Annotated in this window: 20 protein-coding genes and 1 riboswitch; of the genes, 9 read left to right on the forward strand and 11 right to left on the reverse strand. The window is 72.0% G+C overall.

Going from position 1 to position 23,753, the window contains the following annotated elements; all coding sequences use genetic code 11:
• Positions 1 to 97 precede the first annotated feature (97 nt).
• A complete protein-coding gene (locus FNV62_RS10255) occupies positions 98 to 1,249 on the reverse strand; it encodes a hypothetical protein (protein WP_143607440.1) in 1,152 nt (383 codons plus the stop codon).
• A 189-nt stretch (positions 1,250 to 1,438) separates the two neighbouring features.
• Here FNV62_RS10255 and FNV62_RS10260 point away from each other — a divergent pair, with 189 nt between their 5' ends.
• Together FNV62_RS10260 and FNV62_RS10265 are read left to right on the forward strand one after the other, a co-directional pair.
• Positions 1,439 to 1,915: an Lrp/AsnC family transcriptional regulator gene (locus tag FNV62_RS10260; RefSeq protein ID WP_054228858.1), complete on the forward strand. Its 477-nt coding sequence runs from the start codon at positions 1,439 to 1,441 to the stop codon at positions 1,913 to 1,915.
• Positions 1,916 to 1,970: 55 nt separating this feature from the next.
• Complete coding sequence (locus tag FNV62_RS10265; protein WP_143600804.1) at positions 1,971 to 2,666, forward strand: HAD family hydrolase; 696 nt, start codon at positions 1,971 to 1,973, stop codon at positions 2,664 to 2,666.
• A 42-nt stretch (positions 2,667 to 2,708) separates the two neighbouring features.
• Here FNV62_RS10265 and FNV62_RS10270 read toward each other — a convergent pair whose 3' ends face one another.
• The 5 genes from FNV62_RS10270 to FNV62_RS10290 all read right to left on the reverse strand — a co-directional run bounded on the left by FNV62_RS10270 (position 2,709) and on the right by FNV62_RS10290 (position 8,734).
• The gene (locus tag FNV62_RS10270) at positions 2,709 to 3,641 is read right to left on the reverse strand and encodes an NADP-dependent oxidoreductase (RefSeq protein ID WP_225900221.1); all 933 of its coding nucleotides are present in this window, start codon (positions 3,639 to 3,641) and stop codon (positions 2,709 to 2,711) included.
• 99 nt (positions 3,642 to 3,740) lie between these two features.
• Entirely contained in the window at positions 3,741 to 5,003 is a 1,263-nt protein-coding gene (locus FNV62_RS10275) for an XdhC family protein (protein WP_143612730.1), read from the reverse strand.
• Complete coding sequence (locus FNV62_RS10280) at positions 4,996 to 7,146, reverse strand: xanthine dehydrogenase family protein molybdopterin-binding subunit (RefSeq protein ID WP_143600808.1); 2,151 nt, start codon at positions 7,144 to 7,146, stop codon at positions 4,996 to 4,998. Before FNV62_RS10280 ends, FNV62_RS10275 begins: the two co-directional genes overlap by 8 nt.
• Entirely contained in the window at positions 7,143 to 8,135 is a 993-nt protein-coding gene (locus FNV62_RS10285; protein ID WP_143612732.1) for an FAD binding domain-containing protein, read from the reverse strand. The genes FNV62_RS10280 and FNV62_RS10285 overlap by 4 nt, the downstream gene beginning before the upstream one ends.
• On the reverse strand, positions 8,132 to 8,734 hold the full coding sequence (locus FNV62_RS10290) for a (2Fe-2S)-binding protein (protein WP_054228863.1): 603 nt from the start codon (positions 8,732 to 8,734) through the stop codon (positions 8,132 to 8,134). Before FNV62_RS10290 ends, FNV62_RS10285 begins: the two co-directional genes overlap by 4 nt.
• A 201-nt stretch (positions 8,735 to 8,935) precedes the next feature.
• On the opposite strand from FNV62_RS10290, the gene FNV62_RS10295 reads away from it, so the two are divergent.
• The 3 genes from FNV62_RS10295 to FNV62_RS10305 all read left to right on the forward strand — a co-directional run bounded on the left by FNV62_RS10295 (position 8,936) and on the right by FNV62_RS10305 (position 13,161).
• Positions 8,936 to 9,526, forward strand: coding sequence for a TetR/AcrR family transcriptional regulator (locus FNV62_RS10295; RefSeq protein ID WP_143600814.1), 591 nt, complete (start codon positions 8,936 to 8,938; stop codon positions 9,524 to 9,526).
• 349 nt (positions 9,527 to 9,875) lie between these two features.
• Positions 9,876 to 11,972, forward strand: a complete 2,097-nt coding sequence (gene ligA / locus FNV62_RS10300; protein ID WP_399222124.1) for an NAD-dependent DNA ligase LigA — start codon at positions 9,876 to 9,878, stop codon at positions 11,970 to 11,972.
• Between the two features lie 169 nt (positions 11,973 to 12,141).
• On the forward strand, positions 12,142 to 13,161 hold the full coding sequence (locus FNV62_RS10305) for an SGNH/GDSL hydrolase family protein (RefSeq protein ID WP_225900222.1): 1,020 nt from the start codon (positions 12,142 to 12,144) through the stop codon (positions 13,159 to 13,161).
• Positions 13,162 to 13,270: 109 nt separating this feature from the next.
• Here the strand turns inward: FNV62_RS10305 and FNV62_RS10310 are convergent, their stop codons facing one another.
• Positions 13,271 to 14,635, reverse strand: coding sequence for an FAD-dependent oxidoreductase (locus tag FNV62_RS10310; RefSeq protein ID WP_060897995.1), 1,365 nt, complete (start codon positions 14,633 to 14,635; stop codon positions 13,271 to 13,273).
• Positions 14,636 to 14,810: 175 nt separating this feature from the next.
• On the opposite strand from FNV62_RS10310, the gene FNV62_RS10315 reads away from it, so the two are divergent.
• Complete coding sequence (locus tag FNV62_RS10315) at positions 14,811 to 15,998, forward strand: PP2C family protein-serine/threonine phosphatase (RefSeq protein WP_309170979.1); 1,188 nt, start codon at positions 14,811 to 14,813, stop codon at positions 15,996 to 15,998.
• Between the two features lie 2 nt (positions 15,999 to 16,000).
• Here the strand turns inward: FNV62_RS10315 and FNV62_RS10320 are convergent, their stop codons facing one another.
• Genes FNV62_RS10320 through FNV62_RS10335 form a run of 4 tightly spaced genes read right to left on the reverse strand, consistent with a single transcriptional unit; the run spans position 16,001 to position 18,871 of the window.
• Entirely contained in the window at positions 16,001 to 16,231 is a 231-nt protein-coding gene (locus FNV62_RS10320) for a hypothetical protein (RefSeq protein WP_097283664.1), read from the reverse strand.
• Positions 16,231 to 16,638 (reverse strand): hypothetical protein, encoded by a 408-nt coding sequence (locus FNV62_RS10325; RefSeq protein WP_097288809.1) that lies wholly within the window; start codon positions 16,636 to 16,638, stop codon positions 16,231 to 16,233. The genes FNV62_RS10320 and FNV62_RS10325 overlap by 1 nt, the downstream gene beginning before the upstream one ends.
• A gap of 47 nt (positions 16,639 to 16,685) precedes the next feature.
• Positions 16,686 to 18,170, reverse strand: a complete 1,485-nt coding sequence (locus FNV62_RS10330; protein ID WP_143612734.1) for a sensor histidine kinase — start codon at positions 18,168 to 18,170, stop codon at positions 16,686 to 16,688.
• The gene (locus tag FNV62_RS10335) at positions 18,167 to 18,871 is read right to left on the reverse strand and encodes a response regulator transcription factor (protein ID WP_143612735.1); all 705 of its coding nucleotides are present in this window, start codon (positions 18,869 to 18,871) and stop codon (positions 18,167 to 18,169) included. Before FNV62_RS10335 ends, FNV62_RS10330 begins: the two co-directional genes overlap by 4 nt.
• 300 nt (positions 18,872 to 19,171) lie before the next feature.
• On the opposite strand from FNV62_RS10335, the gene FNV62_RS10340 reads away from it, so the two are divergent.
• From FNV62_RS10340 to FNV62_RS10350, 3 genes are all read left to right on the forward strand, one after another.
• On the forward strand, positions 19,172 to 20,533 hold the full coding sequence (locus tag FNV62_RS10340; RefSeq protein ID WP_143612736.1) for a diacylglycerol/lipid kinase family protein: 1,362 nt from the start codon (positions 19,172 to 19,174) through the stop codon (positions 20,531 to 20,533).
• Between the two features lie 115 nt (positions 20,534 to 20,648).
• Positions 20,649 to 20,819: riboswitch (cyclic di-AMP (ydaO/yuaA leader) on the forward strand.
• Positions 20,820 to 20,827: 8 nt separating this feature from the next.
• A complete protein-coding gene (locus FNV62_RS55600; protein WP_225900223.1) occupies positions 20,828 to 22,390 on the forward strand; it encodes a C40 family peptidase in 1,563 nt (520 codons plus the stop codon).
• Positions 22,391 to 22,555: 165 nt separating this feature from the next.
• Positions 22,556 to 23,743 carry a hypothetical protein gene (locus FNV62_RS10350; protein ID WP_205523144.1) on the forward strand — a complete coding sequence of 396 codons (1,188 nt, stop codon included), beginning with the start codon at positions 22,556 to 22,558 and terminating at the stop codon, positions 23,741 to 23,743.
• Positions 23,744 to 23,753: the final 10 nt, after the last annotated feature.

A 23,753-nucleotide genomic window follows, 5' to 3' on the forward strand; every position in this document is an offset into this window, starting at 1 on the left:
AGCATCATCGGGGCTGTTGGCTCAAGTGGACTCCGGAGCACTGAGCCATTGGCACAGTCATCGGGCGGGGAGGGGAGCCATGTGGATGCCATTGGCATCACTCCGTGTCGACCGGGTGCGGGGGGAGCTCGAAGCGCAGCAGGGCCCCGGTCAGGTGCGTGCGCAGGTCCGTCTCCATCTCGATGTGGCGGACCTCGCCGCCGTCCTCGATGACGGTCTTCACCAGTTCCTCGATGACGTCGGGGACCTCGCGCAGGGCGTCTTGGCAGAGCGGGCAGTGCTCCCCGGTGCGGGCGAGCAGCCCGTCACGGTCGCACACGACTCCCGGCGCGACGGCCTCCGCGTCCACGGCCAGCGTCCGGATCGCGGCCAGCGAGCCCGCCCACAGGGTGTCGTCGAGTCCGACCGTCGCGTGATGCTTGGTCGCTACGGCTTCGAGGATCTCGCCGACCAGCCGCTCCTGCTCCTGGTACGCGCGGTCGGTGACAAGGACGCGTACCTTGTCCCGGATGTCGGCGGCGGTCGCGCTGTCGCGGTCGACGGTGAAGCGGCCGACGAGCCGGTCGTGCAGGTCACGGGGGAGGTACTCGATGAAGGCCGGCACCTGATAGGGGTGCCCGCCGACGGCCAGCAGATCGAAGCCCCCCTCCTTGAACAGGCGCTTGAGCTCGCCGATGAGCCGCCGGTAGTGCCTTTTGCTCAGCTCGTCGGCCCTGTCGCGGACCCGCACCTCGTCGAGCCCCGCGGCGTGCTCGGGCCCCCGCAGCGTCCGGTCGCGGATCGCCTCCAGCTCCCGGACCTCGTCGAGGTGGTACTCCCAGACCTGTGCGGTGGCCTCGTCCACGACGACCGCGCAGGTGCGGTCGTACTCGTCGAGCACCGCCAGCATCGGACGGACGTAGGGGTCCGCGTCCACCACGACGCGTTCGTGGGTGGCGCGCGGCAGCCACACCTCCTCGTAGACACCGTGGCCAGTGCAGGAGAAGACGACGACGGTCCCGGGCCGCTGGGGTTCCTCGCCGAGCCTCTGCTCGATCTTCGCGATGTCGTCGCCCAGCGAGAGCCGTGCGGCGTGCTCCAGCGAGCGGTCGTCCGCGAGCGGCCTGATGCCTTCCAGCAGACTGGCCAGCCGGGCCCGGTACGTACGACGGCCTGGCTGGTCCGGTTCCACCGGAAGGTAGAGGGAGACGAACGGGAGCCCGTTCCCCGCGAGCCGGAGAATTCGGTCGACCTGCTCCTGCGTGATCATCGTCGCTCCTCGCCGCTCCTCGAGCCCTGCGCCACCCCTCCAGGTAACGCGGTGGGCGGCACACCGGCAAACGCGGCGCGGCGGACAAAGTGAGCGGGAGGGGTGAACCGGCCCACCGGGCTCACGGCGGGCCGAGCCATTGGTACGGTCGAAGAAGATCAGCCCAGGCGGCAGGGAGGCCGGTGGATCATGGCCGTGGACGAACTCGACACCCGCATCCTGCGGCTGCTGCTGGAGCAACCGCGTACCAGCGTGCGCGAGTACGCCCGCATGCTCGGTGTGGCCCGCGGCACGCTCCAGGCCCGCCTCGACCGGCTGGAACGGGACGGGGTGATCACGGGTACGGGCCCCTCACTGTCCCCCGCGGCGCTCGGCCACCCCGTCCTCGCCTTCGTGCACATCGAGGTCACGCAGGGCCACCTCGACGAGGTCGGCGACGCGCTGGCCGCCGTACCTGAGATCATCGAGGCGTTCTCGATCACGGGCGGCGGCGATCTGCTCACCCGGGTCGTGGCGCGCGACAACGCCCACCTGGAGGACGTGATCCAGGCGCTCATCAGCATGCCCGGCGTCGTCCGCACCCGCACCGAGGTGGCACTGCGCGAGCGGGTTCCGCACCGGGTGCTGCCACTGGTGGAGTCGATCGGGCGAGCGGCGAGAAGCTGACGGCCGGCACAGGGGTGATCGGCCGCGCTCGGCCTCGCTTGGCATCCTGGACCCCATGAGCACTCTCGGCCGCACTTCGGTCATCTTCGATCTCGACGGCACACTCGTGGACAGCGAGCCGAACTATTTCGAGGCCGGCCGCCAGACGCTCGCCGCGCAGGGCATCACCGACTTCACCTGGGCCGAGCACGAGCGCTACGTAGGCATCAGCACCCGGGATACGGTGGCGCTCTGGAAGGACCACTACGCCTTGCGGTCCCCGCTGGACGCCCTGCTCGCCGACATGAACCGCCGCTATCTGGAGCTGGCCCGCGCCGCCACGCACGTGTACCCGGAGATGCGGAGGTTCGTGGAACTGCTGGCCGCCGAGGGCGCCTCGATGGCCGTGGCCTCGGGCTCCGCACCCGCCGCCATCGAGGCGATCCTGACGGGCACCGGCCTGGCCGCCCATCTGACGACCGTCGTGTCGGCCGACGAGGTCGCGCACGGCAAGCCCGCCCCGGACGTCTTCCTCGAAGCGGCGCGCCGTCTGGAGGCCGACCCGGCGGACTGCGTGGTCCTGGAGGACGCCGCTCCGGGCGCCGCCGCCGCACACGCGGCCGGGATGCGCTGCATCGCCGTCCCGTACGTCGCCGCACAGGCCGACGACCCGGCGTTCGCCACGGCGGGTCTGCTGCTGCGCGGCGGTCAGCGCGAGTTCACCGCACGGAGCGCGTACGACTGGCTCGCGCGACCGGCCTCGGCTTCCTGAGCCACGGCCACACCTCGACGGCGTGCGGTCTCCGGCGTCGGCTCAGGAAACGTGCAGCACGATCTTGCCCCGGCGGTGGCCCCGCTCCAGTGCCGCGTACGCCTGCGCGGTCTCGGCGAGGGGGAAGACGCGGTCGACGGGCGGAGTCAGTTCGCCGTCCGCGACCAGGCGGGACAGCTCCTCCAGTCCGGAGCGGTCCGGTTCCACGACGAAGAACCTGCCGCCCTCCTTCGTGGCGTCGGGCGGGGCGACGATGCTCACCAGACGACCGCCGGGACGCAACACCTGCCAGGAGCGCTCCTGGGTGTCGCCGCCGACGGTGTCGAAGACCAGGTCGACGTCCTTGACCTGCTCCTCGAAGCGTTCGCTCCGGTAGTCGACGACCTGCTCGGCGCCCAGCCCGCGTACGAAATCGGCGGCTTCGGCGCCGGCCGTCGCGGTGACCGAGGCACCGAGCGCGACCGCGACCTGCACCGCGAAGGAGCCCACCCCGCCCGCGCCGCCCTGCACCAGCACCCGGGCACCGGGGCGCAGGCCGCCGTGCACGACCAGGCCCTGCCAGGCCGTCAGCCCGGCCAGCGGCAGCGCCGCCGCGTGGTCGTGGTCGAGCCGGGCCGGCTTGGCGGCGAGCACGGCCGCGGGGACGGCGACGAACTCCGCCGCGGCCCCGTCCCGGGTGAACGGGATCAGCCCGTACACCTCGTCGCCGACCTTCCAGTCCGACACCTCGGGGCCGAGCTCGGCGACGACACCCGAGACCTCCTTGGACGGCACGATGGGCACCCGCTCGCTGCCGCTGCCGTCGAAGCTGTCGGTCCAGGTCGCGTCCCAGACCAGTTCGTCCGGCGTGATGGACGCGGACCGTACCCCGACCAGGACCTCTCCGGGGCCCGGCACCGGGCGCGGGGCGAGCTCGTACGTCAGCTGCTCGGGGCCGCCCCGTCGGTGGCCGCGCACCGCGTGCATGGTGTCCATTCCAACCTCCCAGGTCGCGCCGGCCAGGCACCGGCGGTACCTCCAGGGTGGTCGACCCGTGCACCTCGCGCTCGGGTCGTCGGACTTCACGCGCCTTTCTCAGGCAGCCTCGCGCGCCCCGGCCGCGCCGGTCCCCCGTCCGCCCCCGTCGCGGTGGATCGGTGTCCTGGAACCGGTCAGAGGAGCGCCTGTCCCGCCCTCCCGGGCCGCGACGATCTCCGCCGCGATGGACAGCGCGGTCTCCTCGGGCGTACGGGCCCCGAGGTCGAGCCCGATCGGGGATCTCAGGCGGGCCAACTCCCGCTCGCCGAGGCCGACTTCACGCAGCCGCCGCTCACGGTCCTCGTGCGTGCGGCGTGACCCCATGGCGCCGACGAACGCCACCGGCATGCGCAAGGCCGCCTCCAGCAGCGGTACGTCGAACTTGGCGTCGTGAGTGAGCACGCACAGGACCGTGCGGTCGTCGGTCACGGTCCGCCGGAGGTAGCGGTGCGGCCAGTCGACCACGATCTCGTCGGCGTCGGGGAAGCGGACCCGGGTGGCGAAGACCGGGCGGGCGTCGCACACGGTCACGTGATACCCGAGGAACCTGCCCACCCGTACCAGCGCCGTCGCGAAGTCCACGGCGCCGAAGACGATCATTCGGGGCGGTGGCACGCTCGACTCGACGAGCAGGGTCACGCCACCCGGGCAGCGCGCGCCGTCCTCCGACAGTTCGAGGGTGCCGGTGCGGCCCGCCGACAGCAGGGCCCGTGCCTCGGCCACCGCCGTGCGGTCCAGCTCGGGACGACCACCGAGGCTCCCCTCGTGGGAGACGCCCGGGCCTCCCGCGTACGACGTGGACGACCGGGACGGGTCGGATGCCCCGGAGGAGTCGGACGAGCTGGAGGAGTCGGAGGAGTCGGAGGAGTCGGACGAGCCGTCGGGGCGGACGAGCAGCACCCTCCCCAGCAGTTCCACCGGTCCCCGGGCCACCCGGGCGACGGCCGCCGCCTCGCCCCGGGACGCCGCCGCCAGCGCCGCCGCGTACACCGGCCGCTCAGGCGCGTCCGCGCGCACCGGGGTGACCAGGACCTCGATGACCCCGCCGCAGGTCAGCCCCACCGCGAAGGCGTCCTCGTCGCTGTATCCGAATCGTTCCAGCACCGTCCGGCCGTCCTGGAGCGCCTGGACGCACAGGTCGTACACGGCGCCTTCCACACAGCCGCCGGAGACCGAGCCGATGGCCGTGCCGCCGCCGTCGACCGCGAGGGCGGCGCCGGGGCCGCGCGGGGCGCTGCCGCCGACGCTCACGACGGTGGCGACGGCGAAGTCCCGTCCCTCCTCGGCCCAGCGGCTCAGCTCGTCGGCGATGTCAAGCATCCCGGTCCCCTCCCGTGCCCGCCAGCAGCACCCGGTCCGGGCGGATCGGCAGATTCCGGTGACGTACACCCGTCGCGTGCCAGACCGCGTTGGCGATCGCCGCCGCCGCTCCGACGACCCCGATCTCGCCGATGCCCTTGATGCCGACCGGGTCCCCGGGGTCGGGGTCGTCCACCCAGTCCGCCTCGATGTCGGGTACGTCGGCGTGCGCGGAGAAGTGGTAGCCGGCGAGGTCGGCGCCGACGTGGCCGCCGCTTGCCCGGTCCCGGTGAGCCTCCTCGTGCAGGGCCATGGACAGCCCCCAGACCATGCCTCCGACGAACTGCCCGCGCGCGGTCAGCGGGTTGACGATCCGGCCGGCCGCGAAGATGCCGAGCATCCGCCTCACCCGCACCTCCCCGCTGGTGACATCGACGGCGACCTCGGCGAACTGGGCACCGAAGGAGTGCCGTTCCTTCTGCTCCAGCGCGCCGACCGCCTGTGAGGTGTCCGAGCGTGCGGTGATCCCCTCCGGCGGAATGCCGCCGCCCAGGGCCAGCCGCTCGCGCAGCTCGTCCGCCGCGACCCTGATCGCCCAGGCCCAGGAGCGGGTGCCCATCGAGCCGCCGGCGATCATCGCGAAGCCGAAGTCGCTGTCCGCGATGCGCATCCGGATGCGCTCCGGCGCCACCTCCAGCGCGTCCGCGGCGATCAGGGTGAGCGCGGTGCGGGCCCCGGTCCCGACGTCGGACGCGGTGATCCGTACGGTGAAGCTGCCGTCCGGCTCGGCCGTCACGGCCGCCGTGGACGGGGCGGACAGCACGGGGAACGTGGACGCGGCCGTGCCGGTCCCGAGCAGCCAGCGGCCCTCGCGGCGGACACCGGGACGCGGGTCACGGTCCGCCCAGCCGAACCGGCGGGCCCCCTCCTCGAAGCACGCGAGCAGGTTGCGGCCGCTGAACGGCAGACCGGAGACGGGGCCGACGGCCGGTTCGTTGCGGGCGCGCAGCGCGATCGGGTCGAGTCCGCACTTCTCGGCGAGTTCGTCGAGCGCGGACTCCAGCGCGAACGAGCCCGGCGCCTCGCCGGGCGCCCGCATCCAGCTCGGGGTCGGCACGTCGAGCGGTACGACACGGGTCTGCGAGTAGTGCGCGTCGGAGTCGTACATCGCGCGCCCGAACTCGGAGGCCCGCTCGACGAACTCGTACACGGTCGAGGTGAGGCACTCGGCCCGGTGGTCGAACGCGCGCAGCCGGCCGTCCGCGTCGGCGCCGAGCCTGACCCGCTGGGCCGTGGGGCTGCGGTAGCCGACCAGCGAGAACATCTGGCGGCGGGTCAGTACGACGCGTACGGGGCGCTGGAGGACGGTCGCGGCCATCGCGGCGGCGACCGAGTGCGGGCGGGTGCCCTTGGAGCCGAAGCCGCCGCCGACGTGTTCCGAGCGCACCCGCACCGACTGGGGGTCGAGCGAGAACAGCTTCGCGAGCTCGTCCGCCACGAACCTGCTGCCCTGGTTGGAGTCGATGACCTCGAGCCGGCCGCCGTCCCAGCGCGCGATCGCCGCGTGCGGCTCCATGGGGCTGTGGTGCTCCTCCGGAGTGCTGTACTCGGCGTCCACGACGACGGCGGACGCGGCGAGTTCGGCCTCCAGGTCACCCTTTTGGGCGGCGGGGGCGCTCTCCGGCGCGTACACCCCGGGGAGCCCGGCGGCGAACACGACGTCGTGCGGCTCCTCGTCGTACGTGACGACGAGGGCCTCGGCGGCCTCCCTGGCCTGCTCGGGCGTCTCGGCGACGATCAGCGCCACCGGCCAGCCGACGAACGGGACCCGGTCGTGCTGGAAGATCTGGGCGACCGGGTCGGGCGCCCCGAAGGCGTTCGTGTAGTCGCCGTTGAGACGCGGGGCGTTCTCGTGGTGCAGGACGGCGACGACGCCCGGCATCGCGAGGACGGGCGCGGACTCCACCGCGCGGATCCGGCCACGGGCCACGGTGGACAACACCAGCCAGCCGTGGGCGAGTTCGGGATAAGGGACCTCGCCCGCGTAGCGCGCCGCCCCGGTGACCTTGGCCACGCCCTCGACGCGGGTGTGCGCGGCGCCGACGGCCCCGAACGTCGCGGTCGCCGCCGTCGTCGCGGTCGTGGTCGCGGTCGTGCCGGTCATCGGGCCACCTCCTCGGTGAGTTCGGTCAGCATCGCCACGACGAGATTGCGCATCAGGGGCACCTTGTATCCGTTGTGGGGCAGCGTCCGGGCGGCCGCGAGCTCGGCGTCCGCGGCGGCGGCGAAGGCCTCGGCGCTCGCCGGTCCCCCGGTCAGCGCCCGTTCGGCCGCACGGGCCCGCCACGGCCGGGAGGCCACCGCCCCGAAGGCGAGGCGCACTTCCCGTACGACACCGTCGTGGACGTCGAGTGCGGCGGCGATCGAGCCGATCGCGAACGCGTACGAGGCGCGCTCGCGCACCTTGCGATAGCGGGAGCGGGCGGCGACCGGGGCGGCCGGAAGGGTGACGCCGGTGATCAGCGCGCCGGGCGGCAGGGCGGTCTCCAGGTGCGGGGTGTCGCCCACCGGCAGATAGAACTCCGCGAGCGGCAACTCCCCCGGCCCGTCCGCCGTTTCGTACGAGACGACGGCGTCGAAGGCGGAGAGGGCCACGGCCATGTCCGAGGGGTGCGTGGCCACGCAGTGCGCGGAGGCACCGAGGATGGCGTGGTTGTGGTGCTCGCCCTCGACGGCCGGACAACCGCTGCCGGGGACCCGCTTGTTGCAGGGCTTCGCCAGATCGGTGAAGTAGCCGCAGCGGGTGCGCTGGAGCAGGTTTCCGCCGACCGTGGCCATGTTGCGCAGCTGACCGGAGGCCCCGGCCAGCACGGCCTGGGTCAACGCCGGGTAGTGGCGCCGTACGTCGGGATGGGCGGCGAGGTCGCTGTTGGTCACGGTCGCGCCGATCCGCAGACCGCCGCTCCTTGTGAACTCGACGCGGTCGAGGGGGAGTTCACGCACGTCGACGAGCCGGGCGGGCCGCTCCACCCCGCTCTTCATCAGGTCGACGAGATTGGTCCCACCGCCGAGATAGCGCGCGTCCGGGTCGGCGCCCAGCAGGGCGACCGCGCCGGTGACGTCGTAGGCGCGCTCGTAGTCGAACTCCCTCATGCCGCCTCCTCCTTGGTCTCGGACGATCGCGTATCGGACGACCGTGCATCGGACGACCGTGCCGCCCGCGCAACGGCCTGGACGATCGACACGTACGCGCCGCACCGGCACAGGTTGCCGCTCATCCGCTCGCGGATCTCCTCGGGCGTGAGCTGCGGAACCCCCGCTTCGGGCCGCACGTCCGCGGTCACGGCGCTCGGCCAGCCCGCCGCGTGCTCCTCGATCACCGCGAGGGCCGAACAGATCTGGCCGGGCGTGCAGTAGCCGCACTGGTAGCCGTCGAGGTCGAGGAAGGCCTGTTGCACGGGATGCAGCCGCTCACCGTCCGCCACCCCTTCGATGGTGGTGATCTCGCGTCCCTCGGCGGCGACGGCGAGTTGCAGACAGGAGACGGCCCGGCGTCCGTCGAGCAGCACCGTGCAGGCGCCGCACTGACCCTGATCGCAGCCTTTCTTGGTACCGGTGAGATCGAGACGCTCACGCAGCGCGTCGAGCAGGGTGGTGCGACGGTCGACGGGCAGCGTGTACTTCTCGCCGTTGACGTGCAGGGTGATGGTGCTGGACGTCGAGGTCGTGGCGCTGGACGTCGTGGGGGCCATGATCAGCCTTCTTTCGCCTGTCTGAGGGGGAAAGGAAGTCGCGAGAGGGCCGGGAAAAGGGAACACCGATGGTCCACACTGGCCGGATCCGGCGGTATGGTGAACCTAAGCGGACAGCTGTCCGTTAATCATGAACCTATCGGACAGCTGTCCGCTTAGCAAGGCGCCCGCCTGGCAGGGCGGAGGACGAAGGAGGCCCGAGTGCAGCAGAAGAAGGCCACCCCGCTGCGCTCGGACGCGCAACGCAATCGCGAGCGCATCCTCGAGGTGGCCCTGGTCGAGTTGACGCGGTCGGCGGACACCCCGCTCAGCGCGATCGCCAAGAAGGCGGGGGTCGGGCAGGGGACGTTCTACCGCAACTTCCCCCATCGCGAGGCACTCCTCCTGGAGATCTACCGCCACGAGGTGCAGCAGGTCGCCGACACCGCGGCGCAGCTGCTCGAGACGCGTCCGCCGGACCGGGCCCTGCGGGAGTGGATGGACCGCCTCGCCCAGTTCGCCATGACCAAGGTCGGCCTGGCCGAGGCCCTGCGCGCGACCACCCTCGCGCACGGCACCCTGACCCGGCTGGGGCACGGCGCGATGTCCTCGGCCACCGCTCTGCTCCTGGCGGCGAACGACAAGGCGGGCACCATCCGCCCGGGAGTGACCCCGGAGGACTTCTTCCTCTTCATCGCCGGTCTCTGGCAGATCGACGCGGACGGGGACTGGCAGCCGCGCGCCACCCGCCTTCTGGACCTCGTGATGGACGGTCTACGGGTGGGCGCGCCGGGTTCCGCGCCGCCCGAGTGAGCCGAGCCGCGGCCTGGCGGGAGCGGCGGGCCGTCGTCACCGACAGCCGCTCCCGCGCGCACGACGAAGCCGCCCGCCTGTACTCCCCCGTGGCGGACGGCTCGTGTCGCGGTGTTCAGAGATCGGGATCGGTGTCGGCGACGTAAGTGTCCTGGGCCGCTGGACGACACCCGCCGGGGCGGGCGACGGGATTCGAACCCGCGTCTCTCTCTTGACAGGAGAAGTAGCCGAAACCTTCGCACCTGAACGAGTTCACCCTAGTGGTCACCGCCGCCGCGGTCACCCGGTTTCCGACGTGCGGCAGACGCGTACCGGGGCGTTGTCAGTGGTGGCGTGCAGGATGGCGGGTATGACAACACCAGCCGCAGTGATCGTGGATGCCGCCGCCTACGCGCAGGCGGTCGAGGACGCCGTGAAGGCTTCGGCCGCCTACTACGCGGGCGGCACGTCGGTACTGGACGACGACACCTACGACCGGCTCGTGCGGGGCATCGCGGCGTGGGAGTCCGCTCATCCCGACGAGGTGCTGCCCGACTCACCGACCGGGAAGGTCGCCGGTGGCGCCGTGGAGGGCGATGTCCCGCACACGGTGCCCATGTTGAGCCTGGACAACGTGTTCTCGCCGGAGGAGTTCACCGCCTGGACCGCGTCGCTGGCCCGGCGGATCGGCCACGACGTCACACGGTTCGGTGTCGAGCCGAAGCTCGACGGCCTCGCGATCGCCGCCCGGTACACCCGTGGTCGCCTCACCCGGCTGATCACCCGTGGCGACGGGACGGCCGGGGAGGACGTCTCGCACGCCATCGGCACCGTCGAAGGCCTCCCGGCCGAACTCACCGAACCGGTCACGGTGGAGGTGCGCGGCGAGGTCCTGATGACCACCGCCCAGTTCGAGCACGCCAACGAGGTGCGCACCGCGCACGGCGGCCAGCCGTTCGCGAACCCGCGCAACGCGGCGGCGGGCACGCTGCGCGCCAAGGACCGCGCCTACACCGTGCCGATGACCTTCTTCGGCTATGCCCTGTTGCCGCTGCCCGGCACTGAGGGAGCCCTCGCGGCACGGCTGGCCGAGGCCGCGCACAGCGAGCTGATGGCCCGGTGCGGCGAGCTCGGCGTGAACACCACCGCCGTCACCGCCGTGCCCGGGACCACGGCGGAGACCGCCGAGCAGGTCCTGGCCCGGGTCAAGGAGATCGCCGCGCTTCGGGCGGAGTTGCCGTTCGGGATCGACGGGATAGTCGTCAAGGCCGACCTCGCAGCCGATCAGGAGGCCGCCGGATCCGGTTCGCGTGCACCGCGCTGGGCGATCGCCTACAAGCTGCCGGCCGTGGAGAAGATCACCCGGCTGCTGGAGGTGGAGTGGAACGTGGGCCGCACCGGCATCATCGCTCCGCGCGCGGTCCTCGAGCCGGTCGAGATCGACGGCTCCACCATCACCTACGCGACCCTCCACAACCCTGCCGACATCACCCGCCGCGACCTGCGTCTGGGCGACCACGTGATGGTCCACCGCGCCGGGGACGTGATTCCCCGCGTCGAAGCCCCGGTCGCCCATCTGCGCACCGGCGAGGAGCGGCCGATCGTCTTCCCCGAGGTGTGCCCGCGGTGCGGCTCCACCATCGACACCAGCGAGCAGCGCTGGCGCTGCGAGAACGGCCGCAACTGCCATCTGGTCGCCGCCCTCTCGTACGCCGCCGGCCGCGACCAGCTCGACATCGAGGGCCTGGGCCACACCCGTGTCGTCCAGCTCGTCGAGGCCGGCCTGGTCGCCGATCTGGCCGACGTGTTCGCCCTCACGCGCGACCAACTCCTCGCCCTGGAACGGATGGGTGAGACCAGCACCGACAATCTCCTCGCGGCGATCGGCGCGGCCAAGGGGCAGCCATTGTCGCGGGTGTTGTGCGCGCTCGGCGTCCGCGGCACGGGCCGCTCCATGTCCCGTCGTATCGCCCGGTACTTCGCGACCATGGACCACATCCGTGCCGCCGACGCCGAAGCGATGCAGCGGGTCGAGGGCATCGGCACGGAGAAGGCCCCGTCCATCGTGGCCGAACTCGCCGAACTCGCCCCGCTCATCGACAAGCTCACCGCGGCCGGGGTCAACATGACCGAGCCCGGTGCCACTCCGCCGGTCACCGCCGACGACACCGACACCGACACCGATACCGGCGCCCAGGGCGCGGAGCCGGCGGGCGGGCCGCTGACCGGGATGGCGGTCGTCGTCACCGGAGCGATGACCGGCCCGCTGGAGAAGCTCAGCCGCAACCAGATGAACGAACTCATCGAGCGCGCCGGTGGCCGCTCCTCCTCCAGCGTCTCCAAGAAGACCACGCTGGTCGTCGCCGGCGAAGGCGCGGGATCCAAGCGCGCCAAGGCCGAGGACCTCGGCATCCGGCTGGTCACACCCGACGAGTTCGCGACTCTGGTCGCCGACTACGTCGACTGAAGGGCGCTTCTTCCTTCCCCTGCTTCCCGCTCATTGCTTCCTGCCTGCTTCCTGCCTCGTGTTCGGCCGTCCTCGCCGTGACTCGGAACCCGATGGTGTACCCCGCTACACCATCGGTTCGGGAGTGGACTCTCTCGTGACGGCGAGCCCGCGCCGGGACCGTTGATTCATGAAGACTTCCGCACGAGCCGGGCTCGCCGTCATGGCCGCGGGTGGCATTTTCTTCGCCGCCACGAGCCTGGGGGACAACGACGACTCGGCCACCGCCGCCCCGAAGAGCGCGGCCGTCTCCGGAGAGCCGAGCCACTCGACGGTGTCCGGGGCGCCGGAGAGGACGGGCACCTCCGGGTCATCGGCGGGTCCGGGTCCGTATGTGGCGCTGGGTGACTCCTACACCGCCGGCCCCGGCATCCCCTCCCGGACCGGAACCCCCACGGGATGCGACCGCTCCGACCGCAATTACCCCACCCTGGTGGCCCACGAACTCGGCGTCGAAACAGCCGACTTCCACGACATGAGTTGCACCGGCGCCACCGTCGACGACCTCACCGCACCCCAGGCCACCGACAGCGGCACCAACCCCGCCCAGCTCTCCGCCCTCACCACCCACACCGCCCTCGTCACCCTCGGCATCGGCGGCAACGACATCGGCTTCAGCGAACTGATCACACAGTGCGCCAAATCCGGCATCCTCTACTTCGCCACCGGCAGCGGCAAGTACACCGGCAATCACGCCCCCTGCCGCGGCCAGTACGTCGACGGCACCACCGACACCGTCCGGCAGAAGATCAACACCGTGGGCGACCGGGTCGCCGACACCCTGGCCGAGGTCAGACGTCGCGCCCCTCAGGCACGCGTCTACGTGGTCGGGTACCCGGCGATCCTGCCCGCCGCGGCCGGCGACTGCGGCCGCGACATGGGCCTCGCGCCCGGCGACGTCACCTTCCTCCACCAGGAGCAGCAGCAGCTCAACACCACCCTGCGGCAACGCGCGGAAGGCGCAGGTGCCGGGTATGTCGACACCTACGCCCCGTCGAACGGTCACGACGTGTGTTCCGCGCGTGAAACCCGCTGGGTCGAACCCCTCGTGCCGCTCGCCCCCGCCGCGCCCGTCCACCCCAACGCACGCGGCGAACGCGGTATGGCCGACGCCGTCATCAACACCATCAAGGCGAGCAAGGGGTCCTGAGGCCAGAGGGTTCTGAGGCCGATGGGTCCTGAGGTCAAGGGCCCTGAGGCCGAGGGGGCCTGAGGCCGAGGGGGCCTGAGGCCGAGGGGCTCAGAGGAGCCCCCGAGGACTACGCGCCGCTCGCGCCGAGCATGTCCTCGCGCTCGACGATCTTCACGCGCTCCCGGCCCTGCGGTTCGCCCAGCGCCTTCTCCGCGGCGTCCAGGCGGTACCAGCCCTCCCAGGTGGTGAAGCGGACGTCCCGCTCGCCGAGGAACGCGTCCACGGCCTCCGGATCGGGCGAGCCGGGCGTGTGCAGACGTCCGTTCGCGTGGTCGTCCAGCAGGCTGGCGACGGTCTCGTTGGCGTCGCCCTTGGTGTGGCCGATCAGACCCACGGGGCCGCGTCGGATCCAGCCGGTGACGTACGTCGACTGCAGGTGCTCGCCGGTCTCCTCGATCACCCGGCCGCCCTGGTCCGGGACCGTGCCCGACTCGGCGTCCCAGGGGAGCTTGGGCAGTTCGTCGGACAGATAGCCCACGGCGCGGTAGACCGCACCGAGGTCCCAGTCCTTGTACTCGCCGGTCCCCTTGACGTTGCCGGTGCCGTCGAGGGCGGTGCGCTCGGTGCGCAGGCCGACGACCTGGCCGTTCTCGCCGAGGATCTCGGTGGGGGACTCGAAGAAGTGCAGGAACAGCTTGTGCGGGCGGTCACCGATGTCGCGGATGGCCCAGTTCTCCAGGGTCTTGGCGACCATGTCGGCCTGCTTGTTGCCGCGCCGGGTCGCGATCGAACCCTCGTCGTAGTCGATGTCCTCGGGGTCGACGATGACCTCGATGTTCGGGGAGTGGTCCAGTTCCCGCAGCTCCATCGGGCTGAACTTCGCCTGCGCCGGACCGCGGCGGCCGAAGACGTGGACCTCCAGGGCCTTGTTGGCCTTGAGGCCGTCGTAGACGTTCTGCGGGATCTCGGTCGGCAGCAGTTCGTCGGCGGTCTTGGCGAGGATGCGGGCGACGTCGAGCGCCACGTTGCCGACGCCGAGGACGGCGACCTTCTCCGCTTCGAGCGGCCAGGTCCGTGCCACGTCCGGGTGACCGTCGTACCAGGAGACGAAGTCCGCCGCGCCGTACGAACCGTCGAGGCCGATGCCGGGTATGTCGAGGGCCCGGTCGGCCGTCGCCCCCGTGGAGAAGATCACGGCGTCGTAGAAGGTGCGCAGGTCGTCGAGGTTGATGTCCCCCGGGTAGTCGACATTGCCGAAGAGACGTATCTGGGGCTTGTCGAGCACCTGGTGCAGGGCCGTGATGATGCCCTTGATCCGCGGGTGGTCCGGGGCCACGCCGTAACGGATCAGACCGAAGGGGGCCGGCATCCGTTCGAAGAGGTCGATGGACACACCGGGCTCGACCGCAACTGCGGACTTCAGCAGCGCGTCGGCAGCGTAGATCCCGGCGGGGCCGGCTCCGACAATGGCTACCCGCAGAGGGCGAGGCATGATCAGGTTCCCTTCGAACGGTGGCAGGGTGGCTCGTCGGGAAGCCTAAACTAAGGCAAACCTTAGTCAGTAGCCGGGTTGGATCTATGACCCCATAAGCCGATCTTATGGCCTGCCGTCGAGGAGCACGGGCCTCAGATTCGGGGGCAAAATGGGATATGTGGGTGTCCGGCGTGTGTCAGTGGACCGCCTCGTGGAGCAGCCGTCGGGCCGCGGACTGGTGGCGATCCCACTCGCGCTGATCGTAGTGATCACTGTGGTGGACCTCCACTCCCCGACCAGCGTCCACCTGGGTCCGTTGCTGGTCATCGCCCCCGCCCTCACCGCCTCCCTGGCCGGGCCACGGCTGACCGCCGTCGTGGGGGTGCTGGCCGTGGCCGCCCAGGTCTTCATCGCGGTGTTCCACGGCGGGCTGACCACCGCCAACCACGTGGCGCAGATCATCGCCCTGACCGTGCTCTCCGCGCTGGTGGTCTTCGTCTGCCATGTACGCGAGCGGCGTGCCCGGGAGCTGAGCCGGGCGCGGTCGGTGGCCGAGACGGCTCAGCGGGTCCTGCTGCGACCGCCGCCCCGCCGGATCGGGCCCTTGCGCGTGGCCTGGCTGTATCTGGCCGCCGAGGACGAGACGCAGATCGGCGGCGACCTGTTCGCGGTCTCCCGCGCCGCCCAGCCCTCCACGCGGGTGATCATCGGGGACGTACGCGGCAAGGGTCTGGCCTCCATCGGCGAGGCCTCGGTGGTGCTCGGCTCGTTCCGCGAGGGCGCTCACCGGTACGCCACCCTGCCCGAGCTCACGGCGGCACTGGAGGTCAGCGTGTGCCGCGACCTGGAGGACGTGGCCGACACCGAGCACGATCCGGGCGAGCACTTCATCACCGCGCTCGTGCTCGACATCCCCGACGAGGGGCCGGACGCCTGGATGATCAACTGCGGTCATCCACCGCCTCTCCTGCTGCGTAACGAGGAGGTCACGATCCTGCACCCGCGCCACCCCCTCCCCCCGCTGGGCATGTGCGAACTGCCCGCCGCGAGCCACCGACCCGACCCGTTCACCTTCGAAACCGGTGACATCCTCCTGCTCTACACCGACGGCGTCATCGAAGCCCGCTCACCGTCGGGCGTCTTCTACCCGCTCCTCGAGCGGGTCGCCTCCTTTCCCAACTCCAGCCCCGACGCACTGCTGCGGCACATCCACGACGACCTCCTCGCGCATGTCGGCGACCACCCCAACGACGACGCCGCCCTCCTGATCATCGAACGCACCGCCTCCCACCACCCGCATCGACCGCATTTCGCCACCCGCCCCGTCGACGGCCACCACCGGCTCCATGCCACCGGATCGCCCCCGTCGGCGGAACGCTGACCTCATTCCCGGGCCATGTCCGACTCCGCCGCGCTCGCCGCGGAATCGGCGTCGTCGAGGAGTTTCCGCAGATGACCGAGGTCCGCGGAGGAGGTGGGTGCGGGCCGGTCAGTGGACTGCGTGCCCCGTGCGGTCTGTGTGCCCTGCGTGCTCTGTGCGCTCCCGCCGTGGCCGCATCCGGCCAGGAACAGCAGGGCGGCCAGTACGGCCGGCACGGCGTGGCGCGCGCGCATCAGTTCGTACGACCGTTGTCGTGGGCGCCGCACCACTTCTCGACGTCGGCCAGGTCCTTCTGGCGGGTCTCCAGGGTGGGGACCAGGGAACGCCGGGCGGTGAGCCGGTCGTTCAGGTAGGTCTCGATCTGGGTGTGCCCCGCGGACTTGGCGTTCGCCACCCGCTGCTCGAGACGGGCGATGGAGCCACGCTGGGAAGCGTCCGCGCGGAGCCGGGTGAGGATCCGGTCGATCCGCCGGTCGATCTTCGGCGCGCGCTTGCAGAGCGCCGCCGCGCCGTCGCCCGTGGGGGTGCCGGACGGCGCGGGAGTCGCGGCGTCGGCGGTGGCGGCGCCTGCGGCGCCGAACAGCGATCCGGCGGCGACCAACGAGACGACCGAGATCACGGTCTTCCTGGTGCTTGGCATGACGAACTCCTCCACGTTCAGGGGCGACTGCCCTCTCGCCGGGAAAGCTAGGAGCCGTCTTTGTGGAATTCTTGTGGCCGGTCGGCGGTCGTGATCATCCAGTTGCGCGGGAGCGGAAGCGTGTCCTCCGTGTCCGCGGTGCCGTCGCTCAGCGGCAGGGTGACCTCGACGCGGGTACCCGCACCCGTGGGCCGGTCCAGTACCCGGATCCCGCCCCGGTGCAGGGCGATCTGCTGGGCGACCAGGGTCAGCCCGAGGCCGGAGCCGGGGCTGTCCGGTCGGCGGCGGAAGCGTTCGAAGACCTCGGTGCGCAGCTCGGGCGGGATGCCAGGGCCCCGGTCTTCGACGACGAGGAGCGCGTCGGCGCCGCTCGCGCGCAAGGTCACCTCGACCTGCGGGGGCTGCCCGTCCGTGTGCCCGTGGACCAGGGCGTTGACGAGCAGGTTGTCCACCAGGCTCCGCAGTCCCGCCTCCCAGCCGTGTACGCGCAGCCCCGGTGCGCAGTGGCCGGCCACCCGTGCGTGCGGATGGCGTCGCCGCTGTTCCTCGGTGCTGGCCTCGACGAGGTCGGCGAGGTCGACCGGGCCGAAGGCGTCCGCCTCGACGAGGTCTCCGCGGCCGAGGTCGCGCAGCATGACGAGGACCCCGAGGAGGCGTGCGTGTTCGCGGCTCAGGTCGTGCAGCACTTCGTCGCGGTCGGGTCCGGCGAGCTCCGGATGCTCGGTGAGGATCTCCAGGTTGGTCTGCATGCTCATCAACGGGGTGCGCAGTTCGTGCGAGGCCGCCGAGGCGAAGGAGCGGGCGGTGGCCAGTGCCTCGGCGGTCCTGAGCGCCTGCTCGTCGTAGCGGGCCAGGACGGTCTGCAGGGTGTGTGCGAGGTCGTCGACCTCGGCGATCCGCGTCGGGGTGTGGTCCAGGCGGGTGGAACTGGAGCGGGGGTCGAGGCCGCTCGCCCGGCGTTGCAGACGGCGCAGCGGTGTGCTGGCCCGTGTGGCGACGGCCCAGGCGAGCAGCCCGGACAGCGGTGCGGCGAGCAGGGCGACGGTCACCGCGCGCCGTCGGACCAGGCGCACCTGGGTGTCGGCGGCGGTGTCGGACGCGAACAGCCACAGGGTGCCGCGCACACCGGGGCGGGCCCCCGTCACCCGGGTCGACAGGATCCGCCAGCTCCTGCCGTCGGCACGGAGGGTGACCGGCACGCGCGCCCTGGCGGGCAGCGCCACGTCGGCCGCCGGTTGCGGGCCGCCCGTGAAGGTCTCCTCGGGGCCGATCAGTCGTACGCCCACGTCCAGGGCCGAGGTGAACACCCGGCGTTCGCGGGCCTGCTCCACCGCCGCCGACCGGTCGGCGGCGCTCGCGCGCAGCAGACTCCGGGCGTCCTTGGCGACGGCCACCGCGCGCTCGCGTAGATGCGTGTCCTGCTGATCGTGCAGATCCGCGGCGACCAGCCGCAGCAGCAGCCAGCCGGTGGCCAGTACCAGTACGGGCACGGTGGCGCCCACGGCCAGGGCGATCCGCGTGGACAGTCTCACGGCCGCTCCCGCGGGTCGTCGTCGCGCAGCACGAAGCCCACGCCTCGTACGGTGTGGATGATCCGGGAGCGCCCCGACGTCTCCAGTTTGCGGCGCAGATAGCTGACGAAGGTGTCCACCGCGTCGGTGCGCACCTCGAGGTCGTAGCCCCATACGCGATCGAGGAGCTGGTCCCGGCTGAGCACGATGCCGGCGTTGCGGGCGAGGAAGTGGAGGAGCTCGAACTCGCGGCGGGTCAGTTCCACCGGCCGCCCGTCGAGGCTCACCCTGCGGGCGGCGGGATCCATGAGCAGCCCGCCGGCCCGTACGGTGCCGCTGTCCCGTGGCGGCCTGCGCCGCAGCAGTGCCTCCAGCCGCAGGACCAGCTCCTGCAGGGCGAAGGGCTTGACGAGGTAGTCGTCGCCGCCCGCCTGCAGGCCCGCGATCCGGTCGGCGGTCTCGTCGAGTGCGGAGAGCATCAGCACGGGTACGTCGTTGTCCTCGTCCCGCAGCGCCCTGCACACCTCGATGCCGCTGAGGTCGGGCATCGAGATGTCCAGCACGATCACATCCGGCGGCGTCCGCCGGGCCACCGCCAGGGCCGGCCGGCCCCCGTCGGCCAGGTCCACGGCGAATCCGCCGAGCCGCAGGCCCCGCTCCAGCGAGCGGCGGATCGCCGCGTCGTCGTCCACGACCAGGACACGGCCGCGCTGCCCACTCATCACCACTGTCCCTCCCACACACACCGGCGTACTGCCGGGGCCCGCCGCCGCCCATCGTGCATCAGCCACGGCGGAACGGGCCCCGAGGGGTGGACCAAGGGTTCGGTGAGAACCGCCCGGACCGGCCCCGGTCGGCGCGGGCCCGGCGGAGCGTGGCGGTTGCGCGGGGCCTGACCCGACGGTTGCATACGACTGTGTCGTCGATGGCCGACCCCGCACACAGCCGACGACCCGCCGAACCAGGCCTCCGTGCGGCCGGGCCCACCAGGGCCGGACTTCTACGACGTCCGTGGAGGAGCGATGGGTGTGGACACGAGCGCGCAGGTCGGCCACGGGAAACGGTGGGCGGCCAGGGCCGCGCTGGTCGCGGCGGCGCTGGCGGTGCTGCTGCCGCTCGGTTACGGAGGCGTGGACGGCGTACTGCTGCTCTTCGCCGCGCTCCTCGGCGTGGCCGTCACGGCGGCGGCGCTGTGGTGGGCGCTGACCCGGCGCGGCCCGCTCCGCTGGGTGGCGGCCGTGCTGGCGGCCGTCGCGCCCGGCGCCGTGATCACCCTGTTCGCCGTGACCGGGCTGCTCTGGGCCGTTCCCGTGTCCCTGGCACTGTGGACCGTGGCCGTCTGGAGCGGCCGGTACGCCCTGCGGAGCGACCGGACGCGCGCCCCGCGCCCGAAGGAACGCAGGGCGCCACCGCCGCGGCGCCCGTTCCTCGTCATGAACCCGCACTCCGGCGGCGGCAAGGTGGCGAAGTTCGGGCTGCGGGAGAAGGCGGAGCGGCTCGGCGCGCAGGTCGTGCTCCTCGACCCGGACAGGCACCAGGACGTCACCGCGCTGGCCCGGGCCGCCGTCGCGGACGGCGCGGATCTGCTGGGCGTCGCCGGCGGTGACGGTACCCAGGCGCTGGTCGCGGCCGTCGCCGCCGAACACGGTCTGCCGTTCCTGGTGGTCTGCGCGGGCACCCGCAATCACTTCGCCATGGACCTCGGCCTCGACCGCGAGGACCCGGCGACCTGTCTGGACGCCCTCACCGACGGCGTCGAACTCCGCGTGGACCTCGGCTTCGCCGGCGGCCACCCGTTCGTCAACAACGCCTCCTTCGGCGCGTACGCGGCGGTCGTGCAGAGTCCCGCGTACCGCGACGACAAGATCGGCACGATCCTGGACCTCCTGCCCGACCTGCTCACCCGCCAGCGCGGGCCGCGGCTGACCGCTCGCGCCGCGGACACGACGCTCGACGCCCCGCAGGCCGTACTGGTGAGCAACAACCCGTACCGCACCAACGATCCGGCCGGTCTCGGCCGCCGCGAACGGCTCGACTCCGGGCTGCTCGGTGTCCTCGGCATCACGGTGGACAGCGCGGCCGAGGCCGCCGCGCTCGTACTGGACCCCGCGCCGGACGGACTCGCGGTCCTGACCACCCGTGAGGTGGTCATCGACGCCGACCGCGCGGAGATCGAGGCCGGCATCGACGGTGAGGCCCTGGTCCTGCCCGCCCCGGTCCACTGCCGCATCGAGCCCGGCGCGCTACGCGTCCGCGTCCCCAAGGAACGGCCCGGCGTGCCGGAGACCCAACCCTCTTTGGACTGGCGCCGGTTGCGCACGCTCGCGGCGACCATGGGGCGCACGGCGGTCGTACGACATCCTGGTCGAGGCCGGGACACGTAGACGAAGGTCACAATTACATATCGGACAGTTCGCGCTCCAATCTTCACACCAGGCACACAAATTGGCTAAGTTGGCGGTAGGCCGCACGACTCCCTCCGGCGAACCTCGCCGGGTCGCGCGACCTCCGCCGAATCCGATGCCCCTGTGGCAACCGGAACCGGGACCCAACCGACCTTGGGGTGAATCGGCCCAACTGCCCGATCGGGCAAGGACCGTAGGGCATGCCTTCCGGAATCTTCCGCCCGAACCCGACAGCTGGCCCGGTAGGCGGAGTACGGAAGGAGTACGGCTCCCATGGCGCCGGAACGAACCCCGCGCCCTGGAGGCAACAGCCTCCCTGGCCTGCCCGACTCCGCACGCGCGACGGCCGCCCTCAGTGGCGCGGACGGTCCGAGCCGCGAGGAGGTGCAGCAGCGGATCAGCTCCCTCTACGACCAGGCCGAGAACGCCGTCGGGTTCGTCAACGGGACCCGCGCGATGACCACGGGGAGCCGAAGCCGCGTCAACACCGCGCCGGAAACCGCTCGCAGGCGCCGCGACCCCGCCCTCGACGACATCACCAAGACCTGGTTCGACGCGGCGCGCACGCAGCTGGGTCCGTCCGCGCCGGCCAGGCTGCCGGCCGACCGGATGCCGAACCGCCCGGCCGAGGCGCGGCCCACGGGCCCGGCGAAGCGGCCTGAGGACGGACTCGCCAACCGTGGGCGGGAGTTGACCGCCCGCCCCGTTCTGGAATTGACCGCGGGCCCCTCCGCCGAGACGGCCGCCGGGCCCGTGGCCGAGTTGACGGGCAGGGCCGTCGCCGCGCTGCCGGCCGTGCCGGAGCCTGCGCCGCGATCCGCGCAGGAGGCCGCCACGGCCCTGCTGCCCGCGCTGCCCGCCGGGCCGGGGCAGTCCTCGTTGAAGACGTCCAAGGCGAAGATCCAGCGCAAGCTGGCGCTGGCCCGTGAACTGGTGTCCAAGCACGCCGCGCTGTGGAACCCCGGGCCCGCGGCGATCGAGTCACGTCCGGCCGAGGGTGTCTGGCCCACCCCGGAGGACCAGGCTCGCCGACAGGCCGAGGAGGAGTGGCAGCGACAGCAGTCGACCGCACTCGGCCCGGACATGTCCCTCGGCACCGGGATGCCGCTCGGCGCGGACATGTCCTTCGGCACAGGCGTACCGCCGGCCACGGACATGTCCATGGGTACGGGGATGCCCATGGGTACGGGGATGCCTATGGGTACGGAGATGCCCTTCGGTGCCGACATGTCCCTCGGCGCGGGGATGCCCCTGACCGCGGGCATGACTCCCGGCGCGGACATGTCCTTCGGCAGGGGCATACCGCTGCCCACGGACATGTCCATGGGTACGGGGATGCCCATGGGTACGGAGATGCCGCTCGGCGCGGACATGTCCCTCGGCGCGGGGATGCCCCTGGCCGCGGGTGTGCCCGTAGGCACCGGCGCCTTCACCGGCGCGGTCAACACGGCCGTCGGCACGGCGGAGTCGGCGTACGGCGGGAAGGCCGCCAAGGCCCTCGCCTTCGCCCGCGAGCAGATCGGCAAGCCGTGTGTCTGGGGTGCGACCGGGCCGGACTCGTACGACTCCGCCAGCCTCGTCCAGGCCGCCTGGAGGGCCGCCGGGGTCGCACTCCCGCGCACCGTCCACGGTCAGGCGACCGCCGGTGCGGCGATTCCCCTGACCGACATCCAGTTCGGCGACCTGATCTTCTTCTACGACAACGTCAGCCACGTCGGCTTCTACACCGGCAACGGCATGATGATCCACGCCCCCAGCCCGGGTGCCTCGATACGCGAAGAGTCCCTCTTCTTCGCCGGACAGAAGGCGATTCACAGCGCGCTGCGCCCGGCGTGACGGACACGGCGACGTTGCCAGCGCCTCAAAACACGCATAAGGCGCTGGAACGGTCGAAGTTCCACAATAGGGGATTTACGTGATCCACGTGGGCCTCGCCGCCCGACCGGCCACCCGCGCTGACCATACTGGGAGGCCACGCCGCCTCCCACCGCAAAGTGACTCATGCCCAAGCCCTCCACCGCCCGCGCCACCGCTCCGGAAACCGTCTGGCTGGCCGGCGGGCGCCACATCGGGTCCGCCCCGCTGGAGATCCTCAGGGAGAACCTGCGGAGGCTGAAGGCCGACGAGACGATCCACGACTTTCTGGAGGCAGAGGACCCCTCGAACGCCGAGGGCCATGTCTTCGAGGCGCGCTGGCTGGTCGACGACGCCGTCCCGGTTCGCGCACGGCTCACGACGGACGGACGCGAACACGCCGCCGAGGGAACCCGCTGGACGCTGGTGGCCGAGGCGGAACGGCCGTGGGACCTCGCGTGGCCCTCTCCCGCGACCATGTTCTGGCCCGAGGGGCACGAGGTCCCCTGGGACCACGACATCGTGCCCGGGCTCCGCCTGCGGGACATCAACCCGCTGCCGCAGGAGGACAAGACGCTGCGCCGCCTGCTCAAGGAGGCAGCGCAGCACAGCTGGAGCATCAACGTCGTCATCCACGAGGCGATGACCACCGACGAACGCGGTCGCCTCCCGCTGGCCCGGCTGCTCCCGCCCGCTCTGCGGCACCGCGTCGTGGAACACCGCGCCGCGCCCGAGCAGTTCCAGACGGTCAACTGGGCGCTGTACGACCTGGGCGTACGGGTGCCGCGCGGCGGCGCCGTGATTCTGCCCGGTTCCCCCGCCCGGCCCGGATACGACGAGCAGGACTGCACCGTACGCAGCGTGTTCCTCGACGGCTCGGAGCCGACGGAGCTCCTGGAGAAGGTCGTACGGTACGCGGCACTGCCCCGGCCGCTGCCGGAAACGGCGCAGGACGCCCTCACCGGCCTCCGGGAGGACTGGAAGCTGCTGACGCTGGAGGAGGCGCGGGCACTGGTGGCTGTCTACGCCGAGGCACTCGACGCCATGACGAAGTCGCGCGACCAGTACCGCGAGGCGACCGAACTCGCACATGCGGCGCTGGCCGAGCTCCGCGACCTCCGGACGAGTGCGTCCGGTGCGCACGAGACGTCCGCCGGTCAGGAGGGCAACCCGCTCCACCAGCTGACGCGGACGTTCCAACGGGTCGCGGGCACCGTACGGGCACGCCGCGCGGCCCGCGACGACGGCCCGGACCGGGGCACCGACACGGGAACAGGCACCGGCACCGGCACCGGCACCGGCACGTCCGAGAACGGGCCCGGCAGGGGCGAGTGATCGCTACCGG

The organism is Streptomyces sp. RLB3-17 (assembly GCF_007113425.2).
GTDB lineage: Bacteria > Actinomycetota > Actinomycetes > Streptomycetales > Streptomycetaceae > Streptomyces > Streptomyces mirabilis_D.

What these genes read in the sequence shown, in the direction of transcription:
- FNV62_RS10290 (WP_054228863.1), bottom strand. Translation starts at nt 8,734, where the DNA reads ATGGCCCCCACGACGTCCAGCGCCACGACCTCGACGTCCAGCACCATC.
- FNV62_RS10260 (WP_054228858.1), top strand. Translation starts at nt 1,439, where the DNA reads ATGGCCGTGGACGAACTCGACACCCGCATCCTGCGGCTGCTGCTGGAG.
- FNV62_RS10265 (WP_143600804.1), top strand. Translation starts at nt 1,971, where the DNA reads ATGAGCACTCTCGGCCGCACTTCGGTCATCTTCGATCTCGACGGCACA.
- ligA (WP_399222124.1), top strand. Translation starts at nt 9,876, where the DNA reads ATGACAACACCAGCCGCAGTGATCGTGGATGCCGCCGCCTACGCGCAG.
- FNV62_RS10285 (WP_143612732.1), bottom strand. Translation starts at nt 8,135, where the DNA reads ATGAGGGAGTTCGACTACGAGCGCGCCTACGACGTCACCGGCGCGGTC.
- FNV62_RS10280 (WP_143600808.1), bottom strand. Translation starts at nt 7,146, where the DNA reads ATGACCGGCACGACCGCGACCACGACCGCGACGACGGCGGCGACCGCG.
- FNV62_RS10325 (WP_097288809.1), bottom strand. Translation starts at nt 16,638, where the DNA reads ATGCCAAGCACCAGGAAGACCGTGATCTCGGTCGTCTCGTTGGTCGCC.
- FNV62_RS10335 (WP_143612735.1), bottom strand. Translation starts at nt 18,871, where the DNA reads ATGAGTGGGCAGCGCGGCCGTGTCCTGGTCGTGGACGACGACGCGGCG.
- FNV62_RS10305 (WP_225900222.1), top strand. Translation starts at nt 12,142, where the DNA reads ATGAAGACTTCCGCACGAGCCGGGCTCGCCGTCATGGCCGCGGGTGGC.
- FNV62_RS55600 (WP_225900223.1), top strand. Translation starts at nt 20,828, where the DNA reads ATGGCGCCGGAACGAACCCCGCGCCCTGGAGGCAACAGCCTCCCTGGC.
- FNV62_RS10255 (WP_143607440.1), bottom strand. Translation starts at nt 1,249, where the DNA reads ATGATCACGCAGGAGCAGGTCGACCGAATTCTCCGGCTCGCGGGGAAC.
- FNV62_RS10350 (WP_205523144.1), top strand. Translation starts at nt 22,556, where the DNA reads ATGCCCAAGCCCTCCACCGCCCGCGCCACCGCTCCGGAAACCGTCTGG.
- FNV62_RS10275 (WP_143612730.1), bottom strand. Translation starts at nt 5,003, where the DNA reads ATGCTTGACATCGCCGACGAGCTGAGCCGCTGGGCCGAGGAGGGACGG.
- FNV62_RS10320 (WP_097283664.1), bottom strand. Translation starts at nt 16,231, where the DNA reads ATGCGCGCGCGCCACGCCGTGCCGGCCGTACTGGCCGCCCTGCTGTTC.
- FNV62_RS10310 (WP_060897995.1), bottom strand. Translation starts at nt 14,635, where the DNA reads ATGCCTCGCCCTCTGCGGGTAGCCATTGTCGGAGCCGGCCCCGCCGGG.
- FNV62_RS10270 (WP_225900221.1), bottom strand. Translation starts at nt 3,641, where the DNA reads ATGGACACCATGCACGCGGTGCGCGGCCACCGACGGGGCGGCCCCGAG.
- FNV62_RS10340 (WP_143612736.1), top strand. Translation starts at nt 19,172, where the DNA reads ATGGGTGTGGACACGAGCGCGCAGGTCGGCCACGGGAAACGGTGGGCG.